The sequence below is a fragment of the Methylobacterium sp. D54C genome (assembly GCF_053345595.1).
In genome coordinates, this window is record NZ_JBKFAK010000017.1 from 1 (window position 1) to 21788 (window position 21788).

The following is a 21788-nucleotide window of genomic DNA, read 5'->3' on the forward strand; positions in this document are numbered from 1 at the left end:
TGACCAGGCTGCCGCTGTTGGCCGCGCCACCACCGATGGCGCCGGTGTTGAGGGCCGTGCCGGTGTTGGTCAGGCCGCCCGCGACGGTGCCGCTGTTGGACAGCGTGCCGCTGTTGGCCACGCCGCCGGCGATCACGCCGCTGCTGAGCGCCGTGCCGGCATTGGTCGCACCTCCGGAGATGGTGCCGGTGTTGATCAGGAGGCCGGCATTGCTGACGCTGCTCTGGGTCCAGCCGGCATTGAGATAGGTGCCCGCACTCTGGACGGAGACCGGTGAGGTCAGGCTGCCGCTGCCGGACAGGAACAGGGTGCCGCCGGCGACGGTGGTCGGTCCGGCATAGGTGTTGGTGCCGGCGAGTTCGAGGGTGCCGAGCCCGACCTTGGTCAGGCCGCCGACGCCGGAGATGGCGTTGGCGAAGCGGCCGTAATAGGCCTGTCCGTTGTAGGTGGTGTTGACGGTCCAGTCGGAGGTGAACTGGCCCGGGCCGTCGATGGCCTTGCCGAGGTTGAGCAGGCCCCAGCCGAAGGTGGCGTTCGGGGCGTTGGCGGGCCCGTCGCCGAGATGGGTGGCGGTGGTGAACATGGTCTGGGCGATCTGCGGCGCCGTCAGGAACGGGAACGCCTGACGCAGGACAGCGGCGGCACCTGCTACGTGCGGCGCGGCCATCGAGGTGCCTTGCTTAGATCCGTAGTTTGAGCCGTTAAGCCCCGTTCCGACCTGGACGGTGGAGTAGATGTTTGTTCCCGGCGCGGCAATGCACCACGCCGCTGTGACACCGCACAGATTACTGAACCAGGCAATTCGGTTGCTGGAGTCAACTGCGACTACAGACATGATGTAGCCAGAAAGACTGGAGAAGTCGATCTTGCTCTGATCGACTGGTCCGACCGGAGCCACATCCACGCTTTCCATGTTGGCGGAGTTCAGTCCGCGGCGAGTGTAAAATTGGTAGATGCCGCTATTGGCATTTTCGGGCTTGATGAACGGGTATAGCGCGGCACCCGTCGGACTCGTCGTCACATCGGGTTGATCCAGACGTTCATTGCCAGCCGCAAACACCAAAAGCATGTCGCGGTCGACCGCCCGCTTTATCGCTCGATACTCATTAATATCGCCTAGCGTGTATTCTTGTGTCGTCAATCTCCGATAGGTTGGATTCGGAATGCCGTTACTATCGAATGGTTCGGAAACAGCAGGTCCATAGCTGCCATTTAAAACCCTAGCTTTCTGCTGAGCTGCGTAATCGATTGCATTTGCAGTATTCGTCAGGTCGAAGAGTGCTAGGAGCGTGCTGTCGAAAGCGACGCCCATCATACCCGTTCCGTTGCGGGCTGCTGCTATTGTTCCCGCTACATGGGTGCCGTGGCTTTTGGGGTCCGTGTCACCGAGAAGAAAAGGATCGTTTGGAGGAATGAAATTGCGGGAATATGGAGAAATACGGCCGAGGCGGTTATTAAATTCGGGATGATTCGGGTCAATGCCGCTATCAACAACAGCAACCAGGACGCCGTTTCCGGTGAAGCCGCGCGAATAGGCGGTCGCGGCGTTGATCGCTGCTAACCCCCAATCAGCCCGGTATTCGGGCGTGTCGAACTGCGCCGCCGTCAACGGAACGCCGAAGGCATCGAAGGTCGAGGGCGAGCGCGCCGGCACGGTCTGCGCCGCCACAGGTCCCAGAGCCAGCGCGAGCGTCGCGAGCGAGCTGCCGACCAGCAATCCGAGCCGCACGGGGCCGCGCCGCCGGCTTCCGGCGCCCCGGCCCCGGCTCGGATCACAGGATCCGGTCACACGCTCTACATCGCTATACTGTTGGACCACCGGACTGACCCCCGTCATGCCTGCCGCAAGCTTTGCACGGGGGTTAGGAAATGCGGGTTTAACGGACTATCACATTGCGGCCACACTCGGTGCCGCGCGCGACGTCCTGAAACGGGGATCCCCCTTTCTGGAACGGATAGCCCCCCGCAATCGCGAGCTTGGCCGAGCGCCGCGGTTCGATGCGGCCAGATCGGGCCAGAACGGCGCCGGGACCAGCCCGCTCCCACGATGCGGCCACAGGCACTGGCGGAAGGTTCGCGCGGCGGTGAACCGGGAGGCCGACGCCCGCCGATTCCCCTCCGGTCCCGGCCGCCCGGAGACGGTCGGCGCCGCGCGCGTCATCGTCCGACGATCCTACCAGCGATAGGTGAGCGTCCCGAACACGCTCCGGCGGAACCCCTCGAAGACGTAGCCGGTGTAGAAGCCCGACGTGAAGTACCGCTGGTCGAAGATGTTGTTGGCGTTCACCGACAGGATTGCGCCCTTCCAGGCCGGGTTCAGCTGGGCGAGGTCGTAGTTCAGCGAGGCGTCGACGAGGGCGTAGGCCGGGATGCGATCGACGTTGGTGGCGTCCGTCCGCTCGCCGACGTAGCGCACGCCCGCCCCCGCCCGGAAGCCGGCGAAGGGCGAGTTCAGCGGGAAGGTGTAGTCGGCGAAGAGGGACAGGGTGTTGTCCGGCGCGTTCGGCAGGCGATTGCCGACGAGCGCCGGGTTGGTCGCGTTCCGCGTGACCTTCGTGTCGAGGTGGGCGTAGCCGAAGATCAGGTTGAACCCGTCGAACAGGCTCGCCTTGCCCTCCAGTTCGAAGCCCCGCGACTCCGCCGCGCCGGTCACGATGAAGAAGCCGGGGTTGCGGGGATCGGCCAGGGGGATGTTGGTCTGCGTGATCTCGAAATACGACGCGGTGACGAGCGCGTTGGTGCCTGGCGGCTGCCACTTGACGCCGCCCTCGATCTGGCTGGCCTCGCGGGGTGGCAGCGCCGACCCGTCCGCCCGCTGGCCCGCGATCTGCGGGTTGAACGACGTCGAGTAGGCGGCGTAGGGCACGATTCCGGCGGCGAACTCGTAGCCCAGGGCGGCCCGGTAGCTCAGGGCCGAGAAGTTCTGGTTGTCGACCGTCGTCCGGTTGAGGGTCGCGACCGGCAGGTTCGGGAAGTTGAAGGTGGTCCGGACCTGCTGGTCGACCCAGTCGTTGCGCAGGCTTCCCGTGAGGATGAAGCCGTTCCACTTCATCTGGTCCTGGACATACGCACCCGTCTGCTGCTGGAGCGCCCGGGTCGAGACGTTCGTGCGCTGCGGGAAGGCGATGCCGAGGTTGTAGACCGGATTGTACAGGTCGATCAGGCGGTTCGCGGCGATCGTCGGGTAGCCGTTCGGGAAGGTCCGCGCGTCGCGGCGGTAGTAGTTCTGGAATCCGACGCCGAAGACGACGTCGTGCTGGATGTCCCAGGTGTCGAAGCGCCCCTGGATATAGTTGTCGGTCAGGAGTCCCTGGCTCGACTGGTCGCGCAGGTACGGGAAGACCGAGACGGCGAGGAAACCGGGCGGCGTGAAGGCCGGGCTGGCGCCGACCGCGTCGAACTTCGAGGTGGTCTCGTAGGCCCGGAAGGCGGATTGCAGCAGCCATCCCGGCGCGAAGCTGTGGTCGAGGATGTAGCCGATCTCCTTGTTCTCCAGGAGGCCGGTGTTGAAGTTCGGCTGCCCGACGAACGGGCTGCGCGGGAAGAAGCCGCGCGCGCTCGGCAGGATCGAGCCGACGATCGGCAGGCTCTGCTCCGAGCCGCCGCCGCGGTACTCGGCGTACTTGCCCAGCACCGTGAGCGACGTGTCGGCGTCCGGCCGCCAGGTCAGAGCCGGGGCGATGAAGGTCCGGTCATCCGGCGTGTACTTGACCTGGCTGTCGGCGTTGCGGACGAGGCCGGTCACCCGGTAGGCGAATTGCGGCGCCCCCTCGACCGGGCCGGACAGGTCGAAGCCGGCCTGGACGCGACCGTAATTGCCGCCCTGGATGAACACCTCGTTGAACGGCACGAAGGTCGGGCGCTTCGAGACGAGGTTGATGATGCCGCCCGGCTGGCCCTGGCCGTAGAGGACCGAGATCGGCCCCTTCACGACGTCGATGCGCTCGTAGGCGTAGGGCTCGATGTTCTGGTCGAACGAGTTGAAGCCGTAGCGCAGGCCGTCCTCGTAGACGCTGTCGAAATTGTTGGCGTTGAACCCGCGCAGCGTGAAGGTCGGACCGCCCTGGCCGCCGGGATAGTCGACGGCCTGGACGTTGGGCGTGTAGGCGACCGCGAGGTTGACGTCCTGCACGCCCCGGACATTCAGCTCGTCGCGGGTGATGACGCTGACGGTGGCGGGCGTTTCCAGGATGGAATCGTTGCCCTTCGAGCCCGCCGTTGACCGGGTCGCGACGAAGCCCGTTGTCCCGAAGGTCGGCTGCTGGGCCTCGACCGAGAGCTCGTCGAGGGTGACCGACGCGGCGGTCGCCCCGACCGGCGTCGGCGCGTTCGAATCCCCCGGCGGCAGGGACGCCTGGGCGTAGCGCGGGTTCACGAGTGTGATCGTCGCGTGCTTCGCCGCGCGGTAGGTCAGCCCCGTCCCGTCGAGCAGCTGCGTCAGCGCCTCCAGGGGCAGGACGTCCCCCTCGACGCCCCGCGTCGCGAGGTTCTCGGTCAGCGCCGTCCGGTAGGCCAGCGACAGGCCCGTCCGCGCGATGAGGCTCGCCAGGGCCGGCTCGAGGGGGCCGGGCGCGATCGAGAGCCGGACGCGCCGCTCCGAGAGCGCGCGCGGCGGCGCGGCATCGCCGGTGGCGACGGGCACGATGTTGAGCCGCTCGCCCGCCCGCACGAAGGTCGGGGTGATCGAACGGTCCTGCGCGGCCGACGCCTGCCCGAGCGCGATCAGGGACGCGCTCGCCAGGGCCGCACCGCGCCATGGACCGCCCGGCGCGCGGCCGAGCGTGCCGCCAAGATCCCACACTGCCATTCATGCCCCCGTTCCGCGGAGGGCGGCGCGCTCGGCGCGCGCTCCGTGGCCCTCACGGACAAACGACAATCGAGGCGCGAAACTCCTGACCTCCCCGCGTCGGTTTTTTTCGCCTCGTCAGGCCGGCGGCCTGACGAGGACGAGGTACGGAGTCAGGCGCGTGACGCGCAGGCCCATCGTCGCGGCCAGAACGTCGAGCGCGTCGTCGGTGTCGCGGATGTCGAGCGTCCCGCTGAAGCGCTGCGCGCCGAGCCCCGAACCGAGCAGGACGATGCGCCCGCGCCGATAGCGGTTCAGGTCGGCCACGACCGCGGCGAGGGGCTGCCCCGTGACGACGAGCTTGCCCTCCCGCCACGCCGTGGCGCGCCCCACATCGCCGCGCTCGACCATCAGATGGCCGTCGGCGCTCCGGAGGGCGACCTCGCCGGCTCCGATGGTCACGGCGCCCGCGGTCGTCGACGCGTCCACGCGCCCCTCCGCCACGCCGACCGGTTCGGCGTCCCCGCCGGCCCGGACGAAGAAGCGCGTCCCCACAGCGCGCACCCGCAACCCGCCGCCGTAGACCACGAAGGGTCGGGCGCTGTCGGGCACGACATCGAACACCGCCTCGCCGCGCAGCAGGTGGACGTCGCGCGCGGCGGCCGTGAAGTGCAGGGCGAGCGCGGTGTCGGTGTTGAGGGCGGCGCGGCTGCCGTCGGGGAGCCGCGCCGTCTCGATGTCCCCGATCCCGGTCCAGACGTCGGCGCGGACACGGTCGAGGATCCCGCTCTCGTAGATGATGAATCCGGACAGGCCCAGCGCTGCCGCGAGACCGACGAGGCGCGTCGGCGGCGGCCGCCTGCGCCGGCGCGTATCGGGCACGCGCCCGGCGATGCCCCGCCACGCCTCCATCTCCGCGTAGGCCTCGGCATGGGCCGGGTCGGCGGCGCGCCAGGTCTCGAAGGCTGCCCGGTCGGCGTCGGTCGCGTCGGGGGAGGACAGGCGAACCACCCAGAACGCGGCCCGCGCGTAGATCGGGTCGTCCGCGGCCTCGTCGTCGCCCGCGGGCTTGCGCTCCTCCTCCATGTCGACCCGCTGCCCGCTCCGCCCGTCCGACCTATGAAGACCATCGAGGCCGCGAACTCCTGACGTGCCCGATCAGAAAAACTCGTGACACGCGCGACGAATGTGCAGCAGCGCCTTGATGAGGTGCTTCTCGACCATGTTGCGGCTGACGCCGAGACGGACGGCGACCTCCCCGTTCGAGAGGCCCTCGACGGTGCTGAGCAGGAACGCCTCCCGGCAGCGCGGCGGCAGCCCGTCGATCGTTGCCGCGACGAGGCGCAGCTGCTCGCGGGCGATCACCTGCGTCTCGGTCTGGGCGTGCCCGTCCACGACGCTCGACAGTTCGAGATCGGTTATGGATCGGAAGAGGCGCGCTTCGAACCGGCGGCGCTTGCCGAGATTGGCGGCGACGTTGCGCGCGAGGTGGAACAGGAAGAGGCGCGGATGCTCCAAGTCGGTGGTCGTGAGTGCTTTGACGAGGCGAAGATACGTCTCCTGCGCGGCGTCGGCTGCGTCGGCAGGGTTCCCGAGTTTGCGAAGAAGGAACCGCTGGAGGTTCAGGTTCTCACTGCGATGTAGGGCATCCAATGATACCGCCGCCATAACTCCAATCCTCAGGTGCCTCGCCGACGCACACGAGCGCGCGGCGCCGACCGATTAGACTGTCACGCCGAGGATAGACGCAAGCGTTCTGAACGCTTTTAGCCGATCTAAACTGATGCACCTGCTCTCAGCCAAACGCTTGTTCGGCCGCAACGAAACAGCGATGCGAATGCAGGGCCTTGAACTGGAATAGTTCTAGTAGAACGGCTGTTTTCCATGTTCTGTTGCAAATCTGCGGCATGGATCGGGGCATGCCGGTGGCGCTCTTGGACCCGGCTTCGCGCCGTTCGTGGTCGAGACGCGCTCAGCGTCCCGGGGCGGCTTTCCGTCAGACGTCGAACGCCCACGTCCTCGACATGGTGCTCGAACCCGGCCGATCGCGGAGCCGCCCGTTCCGGCCACGCACCTTCGCCTCGCAACGCGGCCTGCGATCTGGCGCTGCGAGGGTCTGAAAAGGGTCGGACTTGGTCCGTGCGGCTATTATCCGCTTCGCTACATCTGCCGTCCCACAGCAAAAATGGCGGCATTCCACCCGGAGCCGCCCTTCGGCTGTCGGCTCATCTCAGACGGCTACGCCTGTGGTGGGGAAGCCGACAGGCGGACGTTCTGATCTCCTGGCCGTATCATGGAGGTGCGGTGCGTGACCGCGATGATGGTCAACCCGTTAACAAGGTCACGTAAGCCGTCCATGATGTGCCGCTCGGTCTCGTCGTCGAGGGCCGAACTGGCTTCGTCCAGAACGAGAATCGCCGGTTCGCCGTAGAGCGCCCGCGCGATGGCGATGCGTTGCCGTTCACCGCCCGACAGCTTGAGGCCCCGTTCGCCCACGACGGTCTCAAACCCTTCCGGCATGGCCTCGATGCGCGTGAGGATGGAGGCCTGCGCGGAGGCCCGGCGGACGCGCTCCGCGTCGAACGGACGGCCCAGCACGATGTTGGCCGACAGCGTATCGTTGAGCAGTGTCACCTCTTGCGGCACGACGCCGACATGGTTGAACCAATCATCGCTCGCGATGCGAGTCAGGTCGGTTCCGTCGGCGAAGATGTGGCCGCCACTCGATTGCAACCCCTTCAACAGCAGGCGAACGACGGTTGATTTGCCTGCACCAGTCTCACCCGTAAGAAAGGTCGGCGTGCCGCGGCGAGCGACGAAGGAGAGGTCGGCAACGCCACGACCATTGGCGTAGCGAAAGCTGACGTTCTCGAAAGCGACGATGCCGAGGGACGGCCGGTAGGGCAGCGGATCGTCGGGCTCGAGCTCTTCCGGTGCTCTCCACATCATCGCTAAGGGCCGGAAGCGGGCCGCTGCTTCGACCGACTCCTTGATGGCCATGCCGACCATGTGGAACGGCTCATTCAACTGGATCAGCAACGTGTTGAAGAGCACGATGCCGCCAATCGAGATCAGGCCGCCCTCGAACCGGGGGACGAGGATCAGGTACGTGACCGTCAACTGCAAGGCTGCAGCGATGCCCAGAAGCCCACAGAAGGCGCTGCTCACCAGCGCGTAGCGCCGCAAATTCGCGAAGGCATCACCCGCGCTGGCAGTAAAGCGCTCGGTGATCCATCGTTCGCCGCGTGTCTGGCGCAGGGTGTCGATGACGGCGATGGCGTTGCCGACCAGGCGCGCATTGGCCTGACTTTGATTCATCGCCTCATTGAGAGCGGGTTTGACTTTGCCGATACGCGTGTAGTCGAGCGCGATCACGACCACGCCGTAGATGAATATGATCAGGGCTATGTCCCAGCTGACGAGGTTGCCGAGGACTAGGACGCTGAAGGCGATCTGGACGCATCCAGGGAGCAAGCCTCCGAGCCCGAGCTGGGTGATGAGGTTCAGCGTCTGGGTTCCCTGCTGACGGGCAGTCCCGATCTCCGCGGCGTTGTGCTCCAGGAAGAAGGCTGGCGTCTTGTGTAGGAGGCGCGCAAAGAAGGCCGTATTTGCAATGAACGATAGACGCTCCGCGCAAAGCACGATCAGGAACCGTGATCCAATGCCCAGAGCTTTCGCGCATCCGAACAGGAACGCGTAGGACATGAGGAGCGGGAGCGCGTCGGACCGCACTTGTCCGCGGGCCAGATCGTCGACGGCGCGTGAGAAAAGGTACGGAGCCGAGATCGAGGCCAATGCACCGAGCAAACTGGCCGAGATCACCGCGATGGTCGTCAGGCGGGCGTCACGCCAGTAGGCTCGCAGCAACGCGTTCAGAATCGATATCATTCGAAATTGCCAGGGAAAATCCTGAGGGCGATTTTCGAATCCCTCGCAAGCTTGAGGAATGCAAGATTTTTCGCGGCAACCCGCGACTGGATCTGTCCGCCGCGATGCATCCGCCGTCCGGGAGAGGACGGGCAAGAAGCCGACTATCCCGAATAGCCGCCCTGTTCTGCCCTATGACCGGATGACGATCGAATACCCGATATCAACACGCTACATGTCCGGCGCGGGATACATCACATAATGCCATGCCAATCGATTATCCCTCACGCAATCCGGAAATTCGACCCGCTCCGATCCAAGCATCAATACAAGTTCTATTTTACGGAGAACCGGAATGAACCAATAGGACCTGAGTACGAGAGCACCGCTTGACGCAGATCTGCACGCGATTCAATTGGGTTTCCCATCTTCCGCGATGTCCGCCGTGAGCGGGCCGGCGGCCATTTCCTCGATGTGTTCAATCGCGGCTTTCAGACTTATGAACGCGCCCAGCGGGCCGCGCAGGTGTACGACTATCTTTCGCCGACTGATCGGGGTGCCGTCCGCGCTGGGCTCGGAGAGCATCATCTCGAGAGCGAGGCGACCGACGCCTCCTCCGACGCCATGCGTCGATGTGGCTTCGAAGTAGATGACGGGAGCTTCGAGAGTACCTTCGACCTCACTGGGGACGATCGGAACGGAGCTGATCTTGGGACGGCTGGTCAACGGTGTGTCTCCGGTGTTGGCCGCGTCGAGGGTGCAACCGGCCACACTGAGCACGCCATGCGGGCGTGCGCCTTCGCCGATGTCCTTCCATCGCTGCCTGTTCGACCTCCTCTGTCGCGTGCCAACGGTCGCCCGACAGAGCCACGATGCGCCCCTATTCAAAAGTGTCGGGACGATCACCGTCTCCCTGAGAGAGCGAACAGAGGACGAGCGTCACCCGGATCGAGAGGCGGACCGTCGATCCTGAGCAGCAAATGCTCCGGCGATGGCACCGCCCCACCCTCCACTTCGAGAGTTCCGCTCACGGGATGACAAAGGGATCCTCGAAGCCGTCGGGATACGTCGAGCAGGCCGGGGCGTCATGGAATTTCCGGCACGGCCATTGCGATCGGGCAATTCGATCGACGAGCTCGAAACGAGAACCGGTCCAGTGGACGAAACCGAAGTGGGCCCAAGGGCCCGCGGCCTTCGGATCGTCCTTCTCGAGTGGTGGCGAGTCAGGATCGAATTCCATGATCCAGCGCATGGTGGGCGCATAAGGCAGCTTGTCGTCGAGCAGAAACAGGACGCTGCCGCCGTACTTCGTCTGACGCACGCGGTCGTCGGAGCTCAGGACCGGATCCGCCGGCAGCACGTCCGCACTGACATCCCGCAAGGCGCCGTCGGCAGCGAACCGAAAAGCCTTCCGACCCATGCCGTTGTGGCAATCCAACCCCGCCTCACCCTCGTCGCATCGTACGGGCCAGATCAGGTACACGGTGTCTCGGGGGTCCGCTCCCTCGAAGCTGCGGACCATGAACGCGCCGGCCCCCAGCGTGAAGTCAGGACGGCGCCCGAAGCCGGGAGCCGCCAGGTAAAAAGCTTTGCGCAGATCCTCACGGCGCGTGTCACGTTCGAGGTCGAACGCTCGGACAGGGAGGGCCAAGACAGCGTGTGCCACGTGCTCAGGAGCCGGGCCGAAGCAGTGATCGTCGAAATGAAGCCCGAGGAACGAGGTCCCTCCGCCCGCGTCGTGGGGCTTGCAGATCGCCCCCATGGTCCACCCAACCTCGAGGGGCATCCACGGACTTGGCATGATCGCCGAGACCCGAGGAAAGACGGGCTCGGCGTCAAACAGCTTCATGGCCGCGGGACGCACGATGGCCCCACGTGCGTCACCCAGTCCCGGAGCATGCCCTCGCGCGCACCCAATGCTGTAAAATCCGACCAGTGATGCGGCCACAAAGAGACGGGATAAGGAATTCATCCGACGACCTTGTCGCACGTCCGCGAATAAGCGACGTCACCAGCTATGGTTTAGCAGGAACTCGGCCCTGTATGGTTGGCGAATGTTAGGCTTGCTCATTGCCGCGAGCCACCAACATTCCTGCTCTGACTTCGGCAACCGTCGCAGACCCGTCGGACAAATCCGAGTCCGCGCGGCGCAAGCGCCTGTGTTTCTGTACGCCGCGTAACAGGCGTCGTCACGCCACGGCGATGAGCTAGTCCGCTGGACAAGCTCATCGAGGTCTATGGTTCTGCGGGCCTGCGCCGTCACCCGCAGTGAACCGCGGCGGCTTTCCCGGAGCCTGTCCGGTTCGGGTCAGGCGGCCAAGGCTTGGACCAAGGCCTGGACCAAGGCCTGGACCTTGGCTTCGGCAGAAGCGGCGGGTTTCCGTCTCGGCGGAGGCAGCGTGCCGATCGGTTGGAGCGGCCGCCGGTGGTTGAACCAGTCGACCCATTCGAGGGTGGCGTACTCGACCGCCTCGAACGAGCGCTCAAGATCTCACGCCGCAGCGTCCATCGCGCCCTACAGGACGCAGCATCACCGGAATCGCTCGGGCCGTCCCCGCCCCTCGAATGACTGGTCGGGCCGCTCGCGCCCCTCGTGTGACTGTACCATCGGGCTCCAGAAGCCATCCGGCGACCAACTGTGCGGCTGCACGGGAACATGCCCGCCGTCCCAGTTGCGAGGCCTCATGTCGGCGATCAGCCTCGACCCAGTCTCGTAGCGGTACATCTCACGGTGGTCGCCATCGGCGCGGCGTCGCACCGCGCTCAGGTCCGTGGTGATGTCGATGGGAGCCATCTTCCGGGAAGCGCTGCGCGGCGCGCGCTTCGCGGTCACGGGCTTCGCATCGAAATAGTCACGGTAATCCCCGTACGACTCGACCGCCATCGCGCCGACCGTCGATCCGAGAAGTATGGCGGCTGCGAGCAACGTCTTCACTATCCCACACCTTCTGCATGCATGGTGGCGTCTAGCAGATCCGCGTTTACGTCGGCCCGCCGAACTGTGTAGGATTGTAGGCGATCTTCCAGAGGATGCGGTGACGTGCGGCACAGGCCGGATGCCGCTCAGGCCGCACGAAGGCGCGGCTCTCCAGCTCTCACGCGGCTCCTGATTTTGCTCTGCCGCGCATCCCGATCTTCCTGGCGCAGGGCAGCACGGACAACCGCGTGCCGCCGCGGGTGACCGAGGACCATCGCGCGCGGCTGTGCCGAGCCGGCAGCCGGGTCGCGTTCGACCGCGTGCCTGGCGTGGGACATCTGTCGATGGCCAAGGACGCTGCGCCGGCGGCCCTCGACCGGATCGGTGACCGCTCCGCCGGCGTGCGGGCACCGAGCGAGTGCGGCGAGCCTTGACCGCCGGACGGCGCCCTTTAGGGTCGGGTCTCTCCGCTGGGCGAATTCGAGACTGAGGTGGTACCGCCTCAGGATATGCGACCGAGCGAGCCACGTGGCGCGGGAGGCGGGTCCATGACGGACATTCTCATCGTCGGCGCGGGGCCGGTCGGTCTGACCATGGCGGCGGAGCTGGCCCGCTACGGCGTCGGAGTGCGCCTGATCGACCGCGCCCCGCACGCCACGGAGACCTCGAAGGCCCTCGTGGTCTGGTCGCGCACCCTCGAACTCATGGATCGCATGGGTTGCACGCGAGCCTTCCTGGATGCGGGACTGCGCGCTCCCGGTGCCTCGATCCGCAGCGGCGGCAAGGTGCTCGGCAGCCCGCGCCTGGAAGGCGTGGCGAGCGCGTACAACTTCGCCTTGATGATCCCACAATGCGAGACGGAGCGCCTGCTCACCGCGCAGCTGGGCGCCTTCGGCGTCGAGATCGAGCGTCAGGTCGAGCTGGTCGACTTCGCCGAGACGGCCGACGGCATCGACGCGCACGTGCGACACGCCGACGGGCGCGAGGAGACGGTGAGGACGCCGTGGCTGATCGGCTGCGACGGTGCTCACAGCACGGTCCGGCACAAACTCGGCATCCCGTTCTCCGGCTCGGCGCAGGGGGACGACTGGCTGCTCGCCGACGTGCGCCTCGAGGGGCCCGCAGCACCGCCGGCGGACGAGATCGCGACCTACCTGCACCGTGACGGCCCCTTCGTCGTCTTCCCGATCCCGGGCGGTCGGGCGCGCGTCATCGCGACGGTGGGCAAGGCGGATGCGGCGCACCCGCGGCCGGAGCCCACCCTCGACGACGTGCAAGCCCTCGTCGATCAGCGCGCCGGCGGCGGCTTCCGCGTGTCTGACCCGGTCTGGTTGACGCACTTCCGCATCAACGAGCGCAAGGTCGCGGATTACCGGCGCGGGCGCGCCTTTCTCGCCGGCGATGCGGCGCACATCCACAGTCCCGCAGGCGGACAGGGGATGAACACCGGTATGCAGGACGCGGTGAACCTCGCCTGGAAGCTGGCGATGGTGGTGCGCGGTCAAGCGAGCGCGTCCCTGCTCGACAGCTACAGCCCAGAGCGCAGCGCGGTCGGGGAGCTGGTCCTGCGCAACGCGACCCGGCTGACCGACATGGCGACGCTGTCGAACCCGGCGGCGCAGACGGCGCGCAACCTCGCGCTGCGCTTCCTGCTCGGCCTCCATGTCGTCCGCGACCGGATGGCGACGCAGCTGAGCGAGATCGAGATCGCCTATGCCGACAGCCCGCTCTCCCTCGGACACGGCGCCGGGGCGCGTTGGGAGCCTGCTGCCTACGCGGGACCGCCCCCGGGCGCCGGCAGCGAGCCGCGCTTCGTCCTCTATGCGACGGACGCGACGCGTGGGGCTGAACTGATCGAGCGCTTCCCCGGCCTGCTCGAACCGACGCGTCGGTCGCTGCCGAGCTGTTCCGACCTCATCGTTGTCCGACCCGACGGCTATATCGGTCTGGCCGCGAGGGACGGCGCGTGGGAGACCGCCGAGCAGTATCTGCGAGCCCTCGCGTAAGGTCCGAGCACCACCTGCTCCGCGCTCGTCTTCTGACCTCGCCGCATGCCCGACTCCTTCGGTCCTGGCCGATCCTCTCAATCAGCCCGGTCCAGAGCCAGTCGGTCAGGTCACACCGGTCTGTCCGTCACGCCCGCTTCGTCACCGCCGCCCACGCGACGTCCCTGGAATGGTCCACGTCGCGCTCAGAAGCGCAGCTGCATCCGAGCAGTCCCCGCATGCGAGAGGAAGTGATCGCCGACTTGACCCTGATACTCGCCGGTCACCTCGATGCCGCCACCGAGGCTGATCTGAAAGCCCAGCCCCATCTCGCCGAGGCGATCGGGGATCGACGATTCCGTAGCGAACAGGCCGAGAGCGCCGGTCCCCTGGAAGCTCGCCCTGCCGGTGAAATGGTCGTCCGAGAGGAGCGTCACGCCGAGGATACCGTAAGGCCGGATCCAGCGCCCCGCATCGAGGTCGATCCGGCCGCCGATCTCCAGCATCGGGCTGAACGCCACCAGCGTCTTGGCGACCGGTCGCATGTCGAGGTTGAAGCCGAGGGCCCCGGTCTCTGAATAGGCGGGACTGTAGCTGTAGAGCAGATCCAGATCCGCGTAGGGCTTGAGATACCAATCGCCGAACAGGACTTGGTAGCTTGCCCGCAGCCGCCCGCCCGACGAGAGGATCCCGGACTTGCTGCGCGCCGTGGCCGTGGCGCCGCCGAAGTCGATCAGGCGCCTGTTCTCGGCCCAGGAATATCCGAGATTGGCCGATGCCGCGAGCAGCCAGGGGCCGATCTGGTGCTTGAGCGCCGCCGAGACATCGCCGGCATCGCTGGTCGTCCCGGTGATCCGGTCGGGATCGCTCTGGATGGCGCGGGTGTAGGCGCCGGTCAGACCGAAGAACCAGTCAGGGGCGAACTCGGTCTGGAGGCCGGTCTGGTAGCTGAGGGCGGTCTGGCGATAGCCGCCGTCCTCCGCGGTCGCGGAAAGGGTCGTGTGGGCGCTCGTGATCCGCCCCCAGACACACTCGCCCTCACGCAGGAGCGTGCCGGTGCCGCTGAAGGCCGGACAGCTCATGGCCCGCTGAAGACCTTTGCGGGTGTCGAGCGTCCGGTCGGTCAGGCTGTCCTGGTTGGACTCGGGCTTCAACTCGTCGAGGGCGGCGGCGTAGGCCTTCTGGCTGTCGACCGAGAGGAAGCGCCCGTAGAGCGTTCCGAGCTGCCTGGTATTGCCGTCCCAGGCGTCCTGCAGGCCCTGTGCGACGCTGCGCTGGTCCGGCGTGAGCGTGACGCCCGTCGGCTCCGTGAACCGGGCTCTCGGGACCAGGGAGAGGGTGTCGCCCGACGCGACGATCGACCAGGAGATCGGAACCGCGCCGGAATGGAGGCTGCTGCCGACAGCCATGGCGCCGCTCTCCACGACCTGACCGGCCCGGAGGAAGGCGTACCGGCCGGGCAGCAGCCCGTCGATCAGATGCGGCTCGACGAGGCCCTTCAGCGATGCGGTGCCGGTGACGGTGAGGAGATCGGCGCGCAGGGCCCCCTCCGGCGCCAGGGGCGCCACGTCGACGAGCATCCGCCCGTACGCGCTCTGCTCGAAATTGCCGGTCACAGTCGCTCGGGCGACCTTGCCGACGCCGCCGATGTCGAGGGTGGCGCTGTTGTGCAGGCGGCCGTTCGGCCCCAGGGCGATGACGCCTTCGGGTCCGGTGCGCAGGATCGCCGAGGTCCCACCCGTGTTCTGGAAACCGCCGTTGACGAAGGTGACGCCCCCCGCCTGGCCGGCGGCCAGGTCCACGTCGCCGATCACGGTGCCGTAATTGTTGATCTCGCCGGCGGAGAACGCGCCGATGATGGCCCGGCCCGAAGCCGCGCTGACCACGGCGCGCCCGCCGATCACGATCGTAGTGGAGCGCCCGCCGTCGATGCGGATCGCCGCCCCGGTGCCGCTGCCGCCCGTGACGAGGCCGTTCACCTGGAGGCTGATCCTGCCGCCCCGCTCCGGGTCGGGTTCGAGGCTCCCGTCGGTGCGTTGGACGCCGGACTGGACGAAGATCGCGTTCGCGTCGCGGCCCGACGCGATGATCGATCCGGACGACGCGACGGAGATGTCGCCGCCCTTGCCGGTCGCGTTCAGACGGCTCTGACCCGACGCCCCGGCGGCCGGGCCGGTGAGGTCCAGGAGCAGGCCGCCGCCGCCTCCGAGGCTCTGGGCGAGGAGGCCGTGGGACTGGGTGCCCGACGTGCGGATCGCGCTGCCCTCCTCCAGCGTCACCCGGATCGTCCCACCGTTGCCGTCGGACCCGTCGCGCAGGGCGTAGGGCACCGCGTATCCCATCGCCTGGTGCGCGCCGCCGTAGCCACCGCCGCCGCCGATCGACTGCAGCAGCAGCGCCGGCGCCGCGTCGCCGACGGTGGAGACCTGCGCGCCCGCGGTCAGGCTCACCGCGACCGGGCCGCCGCTCCCCGAGGCGCCGCCCGCGCCGCCGATCCCGAACGTGTAGCGGTGGCCGCCCGGGCCGGCCGCCACCGAGGCGAGACCGCCGCCGCCGCCGATGCTCTGCGCCAGGATGCCCACCGCCCCGAAGCCCGTCGTGGCGACCGTGCCGGATTGCACGATCGTCACGCCGCCACCGTCGCCCGCCACGCGCCCGGAGCCGCCGAGCGTCAGGCTGCCGGATCTCTCGGAGACGCCGGCCGGATCCTCCGGTGGGGCGATCCGCTCGATGTCGAGCGCGGCGAGCAGGGCGTCCGCCAGCGCCTGGGCGTCGCTCCTCGTCCCGCCCTTCGTCTCGCTCTTGGTCTGGCTCTGAACCTGGCTCGCGCCCGGCTCCTTGGATGATCTCGTCCCCTCCGCCGCAGCGGCGGGGGTGTCGGCGTCGGGGGTGTCGGCGTCGGCCTCGGCGGAGGGCGCCGAGAAGCTTCCGCCACCGCCGCCGATGCTCTGGGCGACGACGGCATGCGCCTCGGCCCCGGCGGTGGTCACCGAGCCGCGGTTATCGACCTGGACAGATCCGCCCCGGGCGCCGTTCCCTCCCGATCCGCCGACGGTCAGGTTGAGCGTCAGGCCCTTGTTCGCTTGGCTGCCGGCGACCGTGGCGCCGACGCCGTTGCCGCCGCCGCCGCCGATGCTCTGCGCGTAGAGGCCGTAGGCGGCATCGTCCGCGGTGGCGACGGAACCGGTGTTCACGATCTTGGCCGTGCCGCCGATGTTGCCGCTGCCGCCCGTGCCGCCCAGCGTCGCCGTCACGGTCGTCCTGTTGGTCGCCTCCGCGTAGGCGAGGCCGCCCTGGCCGCCGCCGCCGCCGATGCTCTGCGCCAGGATGCCGTGCGCGCCGATCCCCATCGTCCGGACGGTGCCGCCGTTCTCGACCGAGACGGTACTGCCGTTCCCGCCCTGCGCGCCGCTCCCGCCGAGCGACAGGGTGAACGCCACGTCGGGCAGCTTGGTGGCGCCCTTCTTCTGCGCGTCCAGATAGCTCGAGACGCTGCCGCTGTAGGACTTGAGCGCCTTGCCGAAATCCGAGTTCTTGAGCTGATCCGCCAGGCCCTTGTACGTGTCGCTGGACTTGATGTCCTTCAGGAATCGATCGAGATCGTCCTTGTTCTCCTTGTCCTTCGCCCACTCCTGGTAGGCGGCGACACCGATCGTCTTCTTGATCTGCGTCCAGATCGTTCCGACGGTGTCGGGGTCGGAAACGTCACGCGCCGCGACGCTGCCGCCCATGCCGCCGCCGCCGCCGACGCTCTGCGCCACGATCCCGTGCGAGCCGTCGCCGCTGGTCGCGATCGCGCCGGCGGCGGCATTGGTGACGGTCACGTCCCCGCCGCTGCCGCCGCTGCCGCCCTGGCCGCCGAGCGTCAGGCCGACGGTGAGCTTGCCGACGGCCGATCCGGACACGGTGCCGCCGTTGCCGCCGCCGCCGCCGATGCTCTGCGCCTCGATGCCGTGGGCGTTCGACCCCCCGGTCGTGATCGCGCCCCGGTTCGTCACCGTGACCGCGCCGCCGACATTGCCCTTGCCCTTCCCGCCGCCGATCGTCTCCGTCACCGAGAGGGTATCGGCGATCGGAAGCTTTCCGACGAGGCCGTTCAGGGTCTTGTCGAAGGAGAAGCCGGGGGCCGCTAGGCTCGCGGCGTTGCCGCCGTTGCCGCCGCCCCCACCGATGCTCTGCGCGAGGATGCCGACCGCGCCGGCTCCCCCGGTGGTGACGCTGCCGGACTGCGTGACCGTGACCGCGCCGCCGATCCCGGCGACGCCCGCGGTGCCGCCGACGCTCCGCGCCACCGTGACATTCTGCTTGAGGCTCAGGCTGTTGCTCGTCGCGGTCGCGCCCCCGCCATTGCCGCCGCCCCCGCCGATGCTCTGGGCCTGGATGCCGATCGCGCCGTCCCCGGACGTGCGCACCGCGCCGCTATTCGCGGCGGTGACGGTGCCGCCATTGCCGCCGCCGCCGCCCGTCCCGCCCAGCGTGGAGGTGGCGGACACGGCCATCTGGCCCGGCGGAGCGACCGCCAGCGCGTAGGCGGCGGCATCGCCGCCGATCCCGCCGCCGCCGCCGACGCTGAGGACCAGCAGCCCCGCGGCCGCGTCGCCGTAGGTGGTGACCCGGCCGGCATTGATCACGCCCGCCGGGCCGCCATTGCCGCCGTCGCCCCCCGAGCCGCCGATCGCGGTGGAGAAAGCGAAGCTCGGCAGCGACTGCCCGCTCGGCGTGGCCAGGGGCGTCGTGATCGCCGTCGCGCTGGCCAGGCCGCCGACACCGCCGCCGCCGCCGATGCTGAGGACGGCCAGGCCGTCCGCCCCGAGACCGGCGGTGGTCACGGTGCTGCTGCTCTCGATGCGGGCCTCGCCGCCGTTGCCCCCCTTGCCACCGGATCCGCCGATCGCCCACGAGGCGGAGAGCGCCGCGCCCACCGCGATGCTCCTGACGTCGCCGCCGGCGCCGCCGCCGCCGCCGATGCTCTGCACCAGCACGGCCGTCGATCCCGCCCCGCCGGTCTCGATCGCGCCGGCCCGGCCGGTGAAGCGCGCGAGACCGCCATCACCGCCGCCGCCGCCGCTGCCGCCCAGGCCGACCGCGAAGAAGGCCCCGGCCGGGAAGGCGCCGCCACCGCTGCCGCCGCTGCCACCGATGCTCTGCACCAACGCCCCGAAGGCCGAGTCGCCCTCGGTCGTGATCCGACCACCCGCGTTGACGATCTCCGCGGTCCCGCCCGCGCCCCCGGTCCCGCCGGCCCCACCGCGGCCGAACCAGAGCGAGATGCCTCCGGCACCGCCGCCGCTCCCGGGCGCCACGTTGAGCGCCGCGAGCGGCAGGGCCGAGAGGGCGCTGCCGCCGCCGATGCTCTGCGCCACGAGGCCGGTCGCCCCGGCGCCGGACGTCGTCACCGTCCCGCTGTTGGTCAGGGTCACCGATCCGCCCGGGGCGGCATCGCCCCCGCCGCCGCCGCCGAACACGCCGCCGCCGCCCTTGCCGCCCGGCCCGCCGACCGATTGCGCCACGAGGCCCAGGGCGTAGTCGCCCGCCGTGACGATCGTGCCGCTCTGGGTCACCGTCACGGTCCCGCCATCGCCGCCCCGGCCACCGGGCCGGCCGCCGGCATCGGGCTGTATCCCGCCGTCGCCGCCGATGCTCTGGACGAGGCCGCCGAGGGCAGAGTCGCCGGAGGTCCGGATGGTCCCGGCCATGTCGAGGCGCGCGGTGCCGCCCGCGCCGCCCGGCGTCACGAAGGGGTTGCTGTAGAAGGTCCCGGACCCGCGGATCGAGCCCGCGCCGCCGATGGACTCGACGATCACCGCGGTCGCCCCGACACCGTCGGTCGTCACCTGCCCGGAGCGTGTCACCGTGAGCGCGGCCGCGCCGCCGGCGCCGCCCCGTCTGGAGGCGGTCTGGTCGGCGTCGGTGCCCCCGCGGCCGGCATCGCCGCCGACCGCACTGACCCGGACCCCCAGGAAGGCCTGCCCCTCGGTCGCGACGCGGGACGACAGGGTCAGGGTCGCCGGCCCGGCATCGCCGCCGGCGCCGACATCCTTCTGGGCGTCGCCGCCGTTCCCACCCCGGGAGAAGACCCAGAACCGCGGGATCGGCCGGAACTGGAGCTGGGAGACGCGGGCGCGCGTCGTGTAGCCGACCTGATCCCCCTCTCCGCTCACATCCTCTCCGAGCGTCACCGCGACGGCACCGCCGCGCCCACCGCTCGCGCCCGGGACGGATGCCAGCCCCGGGATCGCGTCGCCGCGCCCGCCCGCTCCCCCCACCGAACCGGTCCGGATCGTCGCGGCGAGGTCGTTGCCGGCGGCCGCGGCATCGACATTGATCAAGGACAGGTCAGGGCCGTCAGCACCGGCCGTCGCGACGACATTCGACGCGATGACGTTGGCTCTACCATCGCGGCCGCTGGTGGCGGTCACCACCTCGGGCCGAGGTCGCTCCAGGGCGCGCGCCGGCAGGTCGAGGACCAGGACCAGGCCGGTGGTGGCCGCGACGACGAGCCGTCCGCCATCGCGGATCTGCCGGTCGCGGCGTGGGACACAGAGCTGACCTGGCCGGTGACCCATCAGGAACGCGTCTCTCTGCGCCGCTGTCTCAAGAAATAAATCCGGGCCCTCGCGGCTCAGGGCACCCAGCGATCGTCCACACGAAGTTTTGAATGCATTCCTCTCACATGGTTAACAAAACGTTTAGAACGCTCTTTCGGGCCGATGATGGTCCTATTTTTCCCAATTCTGGAGCAAATGTGCGGACTGAGATCGATATTTCCGACAGCGACCGAACCCATATTTCTTGGTGAATTCACGATTTTTAGTATCTGAGTCCATGTTTGAATGTCCTCAGATATTCGAGGCCGCGCCTGGAGCGAATTGCACGCGTCGCGGGTGCAGCAATGTAGGTGCGGTCGATTTCAGACGGTCGGCGTTGCCCACCCCGTCGGGGGACGCGTTTCACACCGCCACAGGCCGGAGACGGAACAGGAATGACGGCTGTCCCTCGACGACCGTCCTGCCGGGTCTCGTCGCCGTAGCCGGCCGTCGGAACCGGACACGTTCGCCGGGCTGCTCGGTGAGGCGAGGCGCGCGTCGGCGTGGCAAATGGCGACGCCCCGGATATATTAGGATCCGCTAAATAAGAGACCCTGAGAGCGCCCGGATCCGGACCGATGGACGTCGTCACGCCGAACGAACTGCTGCGCCTTCAGGACAGGGCCGGCGACGCGGCCCGTCTGCTCCGTCTCCTCGCCAACGAGAAGCGCCTGCTCATTCTGTGCCTGCTGGTCGCCCGCGGCGAGATGGACGTGACGAGCCTCGCCGAGGCGGTCGGACTCAGCCAGTCGGCCCTGTCGCAGCACCTCGCCAAGCTGCGGGAGGACGGGCTGGTCGCGTACCGGCGCGAGAGCCAGACGCTTCACTACCGCCTGGAGGATCCCCGGGTCGCCCGCGTGCTGGCGACCCTCAAGGACATCTTCTGCCCGGAACTCGCCTGACCGCGTCAGCCACGCAGGATCTCCACCGCGAGTCCCGAACGGTCCGGCCGGTTGCGCAGCCGCAGGCTCGGCCCGCTGCGGCGTGACGCCATCGCGGCGATGGCGAGAGCGAGCCTGCAGCCCGTCGCGCGCGGCGATCGCGGAGGAAGCCCGCGCGCTCCGGGAAGCCGGCCGGCGCGTCGCTCCGGCGCTCGCAGCGCTTGCCGCAGAACATTAGGGTGCGCTAAATAAGAACCATCTAATGTTCTCGCGCGGGACAGCGTTCTCCGCCGCCGAGCCGGGCCTCGCCTGGACCGGAGCTGTGGGCAGATCGAGATGGATCACTTCACCCCGGTCGGCGCCCTTCTCGGCGGAGCGATGATCGGCGCATCCGCGTCGCTCCTCCTCCTCCTCAACGGGCGCGTCGCCGGCATCAGCGGCATCCTCGGCAGCCTCTTGGTCCCGCCCGCGCGCGGGACCGCTTGGCGGGCCGCCTTCGTGGCGGGCCTCGTCCTGGCGCCGGTCGCTTACAGCGGTCTCGGGGGCGACCTGCCGCCGGTGACGATCGGGGCGTCGTTCCCGCTCCTCGTGGTCGCGGGCCTGCTGGTCGGCTTCGGCGCGCGCCTCGGATCCGGCTGCACCAGCGGCCACGGCGTCTGCGGCATAGGCCGCGGCTCGCCCCGCTCGCTGGCCGCCACCGGCACGTTCATGACCGTCGCGATCTTCACCGTCCTCGTCGCGCGGCGTCTCGTCGGAGCCTGAGCC

At 68.6% G+C, this 21788-nt stretch carries 13 protein-coding genes; 4 read left to right on the plus strand and 9 right to left on the minus strand.

Going from position 1 to position 21788, the window contains the following annotated elements; genetic code table 11:
* The 8 genes from ACLBYB_RS24080 to ACLBYB_RS24115 all read right to left on the minus strand — a co-directional run.
* The coding region (locus tag ACLBYB_RS24080; RefSeq protein WP_447700295.1) for a S8 family serine peptidase at positions 1-1729 on the minus strand (1729 nt) is incomplete at its 3' end.
* Between the two features lie 444 nt (positions 1730-2173).
* On the minus strand, positions 2174-4807 hold the full coding sequence (locus ACLBYB_RS24085; protein WP_447700296.1) for a TonB-dependent siderophore receptor: 2634 nt from the start codon (positions 4805-4807) through the stop codon (positions 2174-2176).
* 117 nt (positions 4808-4924) lie between these two features.
* Positions 4925-5872 carry a FecR family protein gene (locus ACLBYB_RS24090; protein ID WP_091981566.1) on the minus strand — a complete coding sequence of 316 codons (948 nt, stop codon included), beginning with the start codon at positions 5870-5872 and terminating at the stop codon, positions 4925-4927.
* A 72-nt stretch (positions 5873-5944) separates the two neighbouring features.
* Positions 5945-6454 (minus strand): RNA polymerase sigma factor, encoded by a 510-nt coding sequence (locus ACLBYB_RS24095; protein WP_447700297.1) that lies wholly within the window; start codon positions 6452-6454, stop codon positions 5945-5947.
* 570 nt (positions 6455-7024) lie between these two features.
* Positions 7025-8674 carry an ABC transporter ATP-binding protein gene (locus ACLBYB_RS24100; RefSeq protein ID WP_447700298.1) on the minus strand — a complete coding sequence of 550 codons (1650 nt, stop codon included), beginning with the start codon at positions 8672-8674 and terminating at the stop codon, positions 7025-7027.
* A 390-nt stretch (positions 8675-9064) separates the two neighbouring features.
* Complete coding sequence (locus tag ACLBYB_RS24105) at positions 9065-9379, minus strand: hypothetical protein (protein ID WP_020095892.1); 315 nt, start codon at positions 9377-9379, stop codon at positions 9065-9067.
* A 301-nt stretch (positions 9380-9680) separates the two neighbouring features.
* Positions 9681-10502: a hypothetical protein gene (locus ACLBYB_RS24110; protein ID WP_447700299.1), complete on the minus strand. Its 822-nt coding sequence runs from the start codon at positions 10500-10502 to the stop codon at positions 9681-9683.
* A gap of 681 nt (positions 10503-11183) precedes the next feature.
* Complete coding sequence (locus ACLBYB_RS24115; RefSeq protein WP_244527014.1) at positions 11184-11588, minus strand: hypothetical protein; 405 nt, start codon at positions 11586-11588, stop codon at positions 11184-11186.
* A 191-nt stretch (positions 11589-11779) separates the two neighbouring features.
* On the opposite strand from ACLBYB_RS24115, the gene ACLBYB_RS24120 reads away from it, so the two are divergent.
* The gene (locus tag ACLBYB_RS24120; RefSeq protein ID WP_427509013.1) at positions 11780-12004 is read left to right on the plus strand and encodes a lipase family protein; all 225 of its coding nucleotides are present in this window, start codon (positions 11780-11782) and stop codon (positions 12002-12004) included.
* Positions 12005-12118: 114 nt separating this feature from the next.
* Positions 12119-13576, plus strand: coding sequence for an FAD-dependent monooxygenase (locus ACLBYB_RS24125; RefSeq protein WP_447700300.1), 1458 nt, complete (start codon positions 12119-12121; stop codon positions 13574-13576).
* A gap of 185 nt (positions 13577-13761) precedes the next feature.
* Here the strand turns inward: ACLBYB_RS24125 and ACLBYB_RS24130 are convergent, their stop codons facing one another.
* Complete coding sequence (locus ACLBYB_RS24130) at positions 13762-20121, minus strand: autotransporter outer membrane beta-barrel domain-containing protein (RefSeq protein ID WP_447700301.1); 6360 nt, start codon at positions 20119-20121, stop codon at positions 13762-13764.
* Positions 20122-20720: 599 nt separating this feature from the next.
* Here ACLBYB_RS24130 and ACLBYB_RS24135 point away from each other — a divergent pair.
* Positions 20721-21044, plus strand: coding sequence for an ArsR/SmtB family transcription factor (locus ACLBYB_RS24135; protein WP_020095886.1), 324 nt, complete (start codon positions 20721-20723; stop codon positions 21042-21044).
* Between the two features lie 315 nt (positions 21045-21359).
* Complete coding sequence (locus ACLBYB_RS24140) at positions 21360-21785, plus strand: YeeE/YedE family protein (protein ID WP_447700302.1); 426 nt, start codon at positions 21360-21362, stop codon at positions 21783-21785.
* Positions 21786-21788 lie beyond the last annotated feature (3 nt).

What these genes read in the sequence shown, in the direction of transcription:
- ACLBYB_RS24100 (WP_447700298.1), bottom strand. Translation starts at nt 8,674, where the DNA reads ATGATATCGATTCTGAACGCGTTGCTGCGAGCCTACTGGCGTGACGCC.
- ACLBYB_RS24135 (WP_020095886.1), top strand. Translation starts at nt 20,721, where the DNA reads ATGGACGTCGTCACGCCGAACGAACTGCTGCGCCTTCAGGACAGGGCC.
- ACLBYB_RS24140 (WP_447700302.1), top strand. Translation starts at nt 21,360, where the DNA reads ATGGATCACTTCACCCCGGTCGGCGCCCTTCTCGGCGGAGCGATGATC.
- ACLBYB_RS24095 (WP_447700297.1), bottom strand. Translation starts at nt 6,454, where the DNA reads ATGGCGGCGGTATCATTGGATGCCCTACATCGCAGTGAGAACCTGAAC.
- ACLBYB_RS24085 (WP_447700296.1), bottom strand. Translation starts at nt 4,807, where the DNA reads ATGGCAGTGTGGGATCTTGGCGGCACGCTCGGCCGCGCGCCGGGCGGT.
- ACLBYB_RS24090 (WP_091981566.1), bottom strand. Translation starts at nt 5,872, where the DNA reads ATGGAGGAGGAGCGCAAGCCCGCGGGCGACGACGAGGCCGCGGACGAC.
- ACLBYB_RS24130 (WP_447700301.1), bottom strand. Translation starts at nt 20,121, where the DNA reads ATGGGTCACCGGCCAGGTCAGCTCTGTGTCCCACGCCGCGACCGGCAG.
- ACLBYB_RS24125 (WP_447700300.1), top strand. Translation starts at nt 12,119, where the DNA reads ATGACGGACATTCTCATCGTCGGCGCGGGGCCGGTCGGTCTGACCATG.
- ACLBYB_RS24110 (WP_447700299.1), bottom strand. Translation starts at nt 10,502, where the DNA reads ATGAAGCTGTTTGACGCCGAGCCCGTCTTTCCTCGGGTCTCGGCGATC.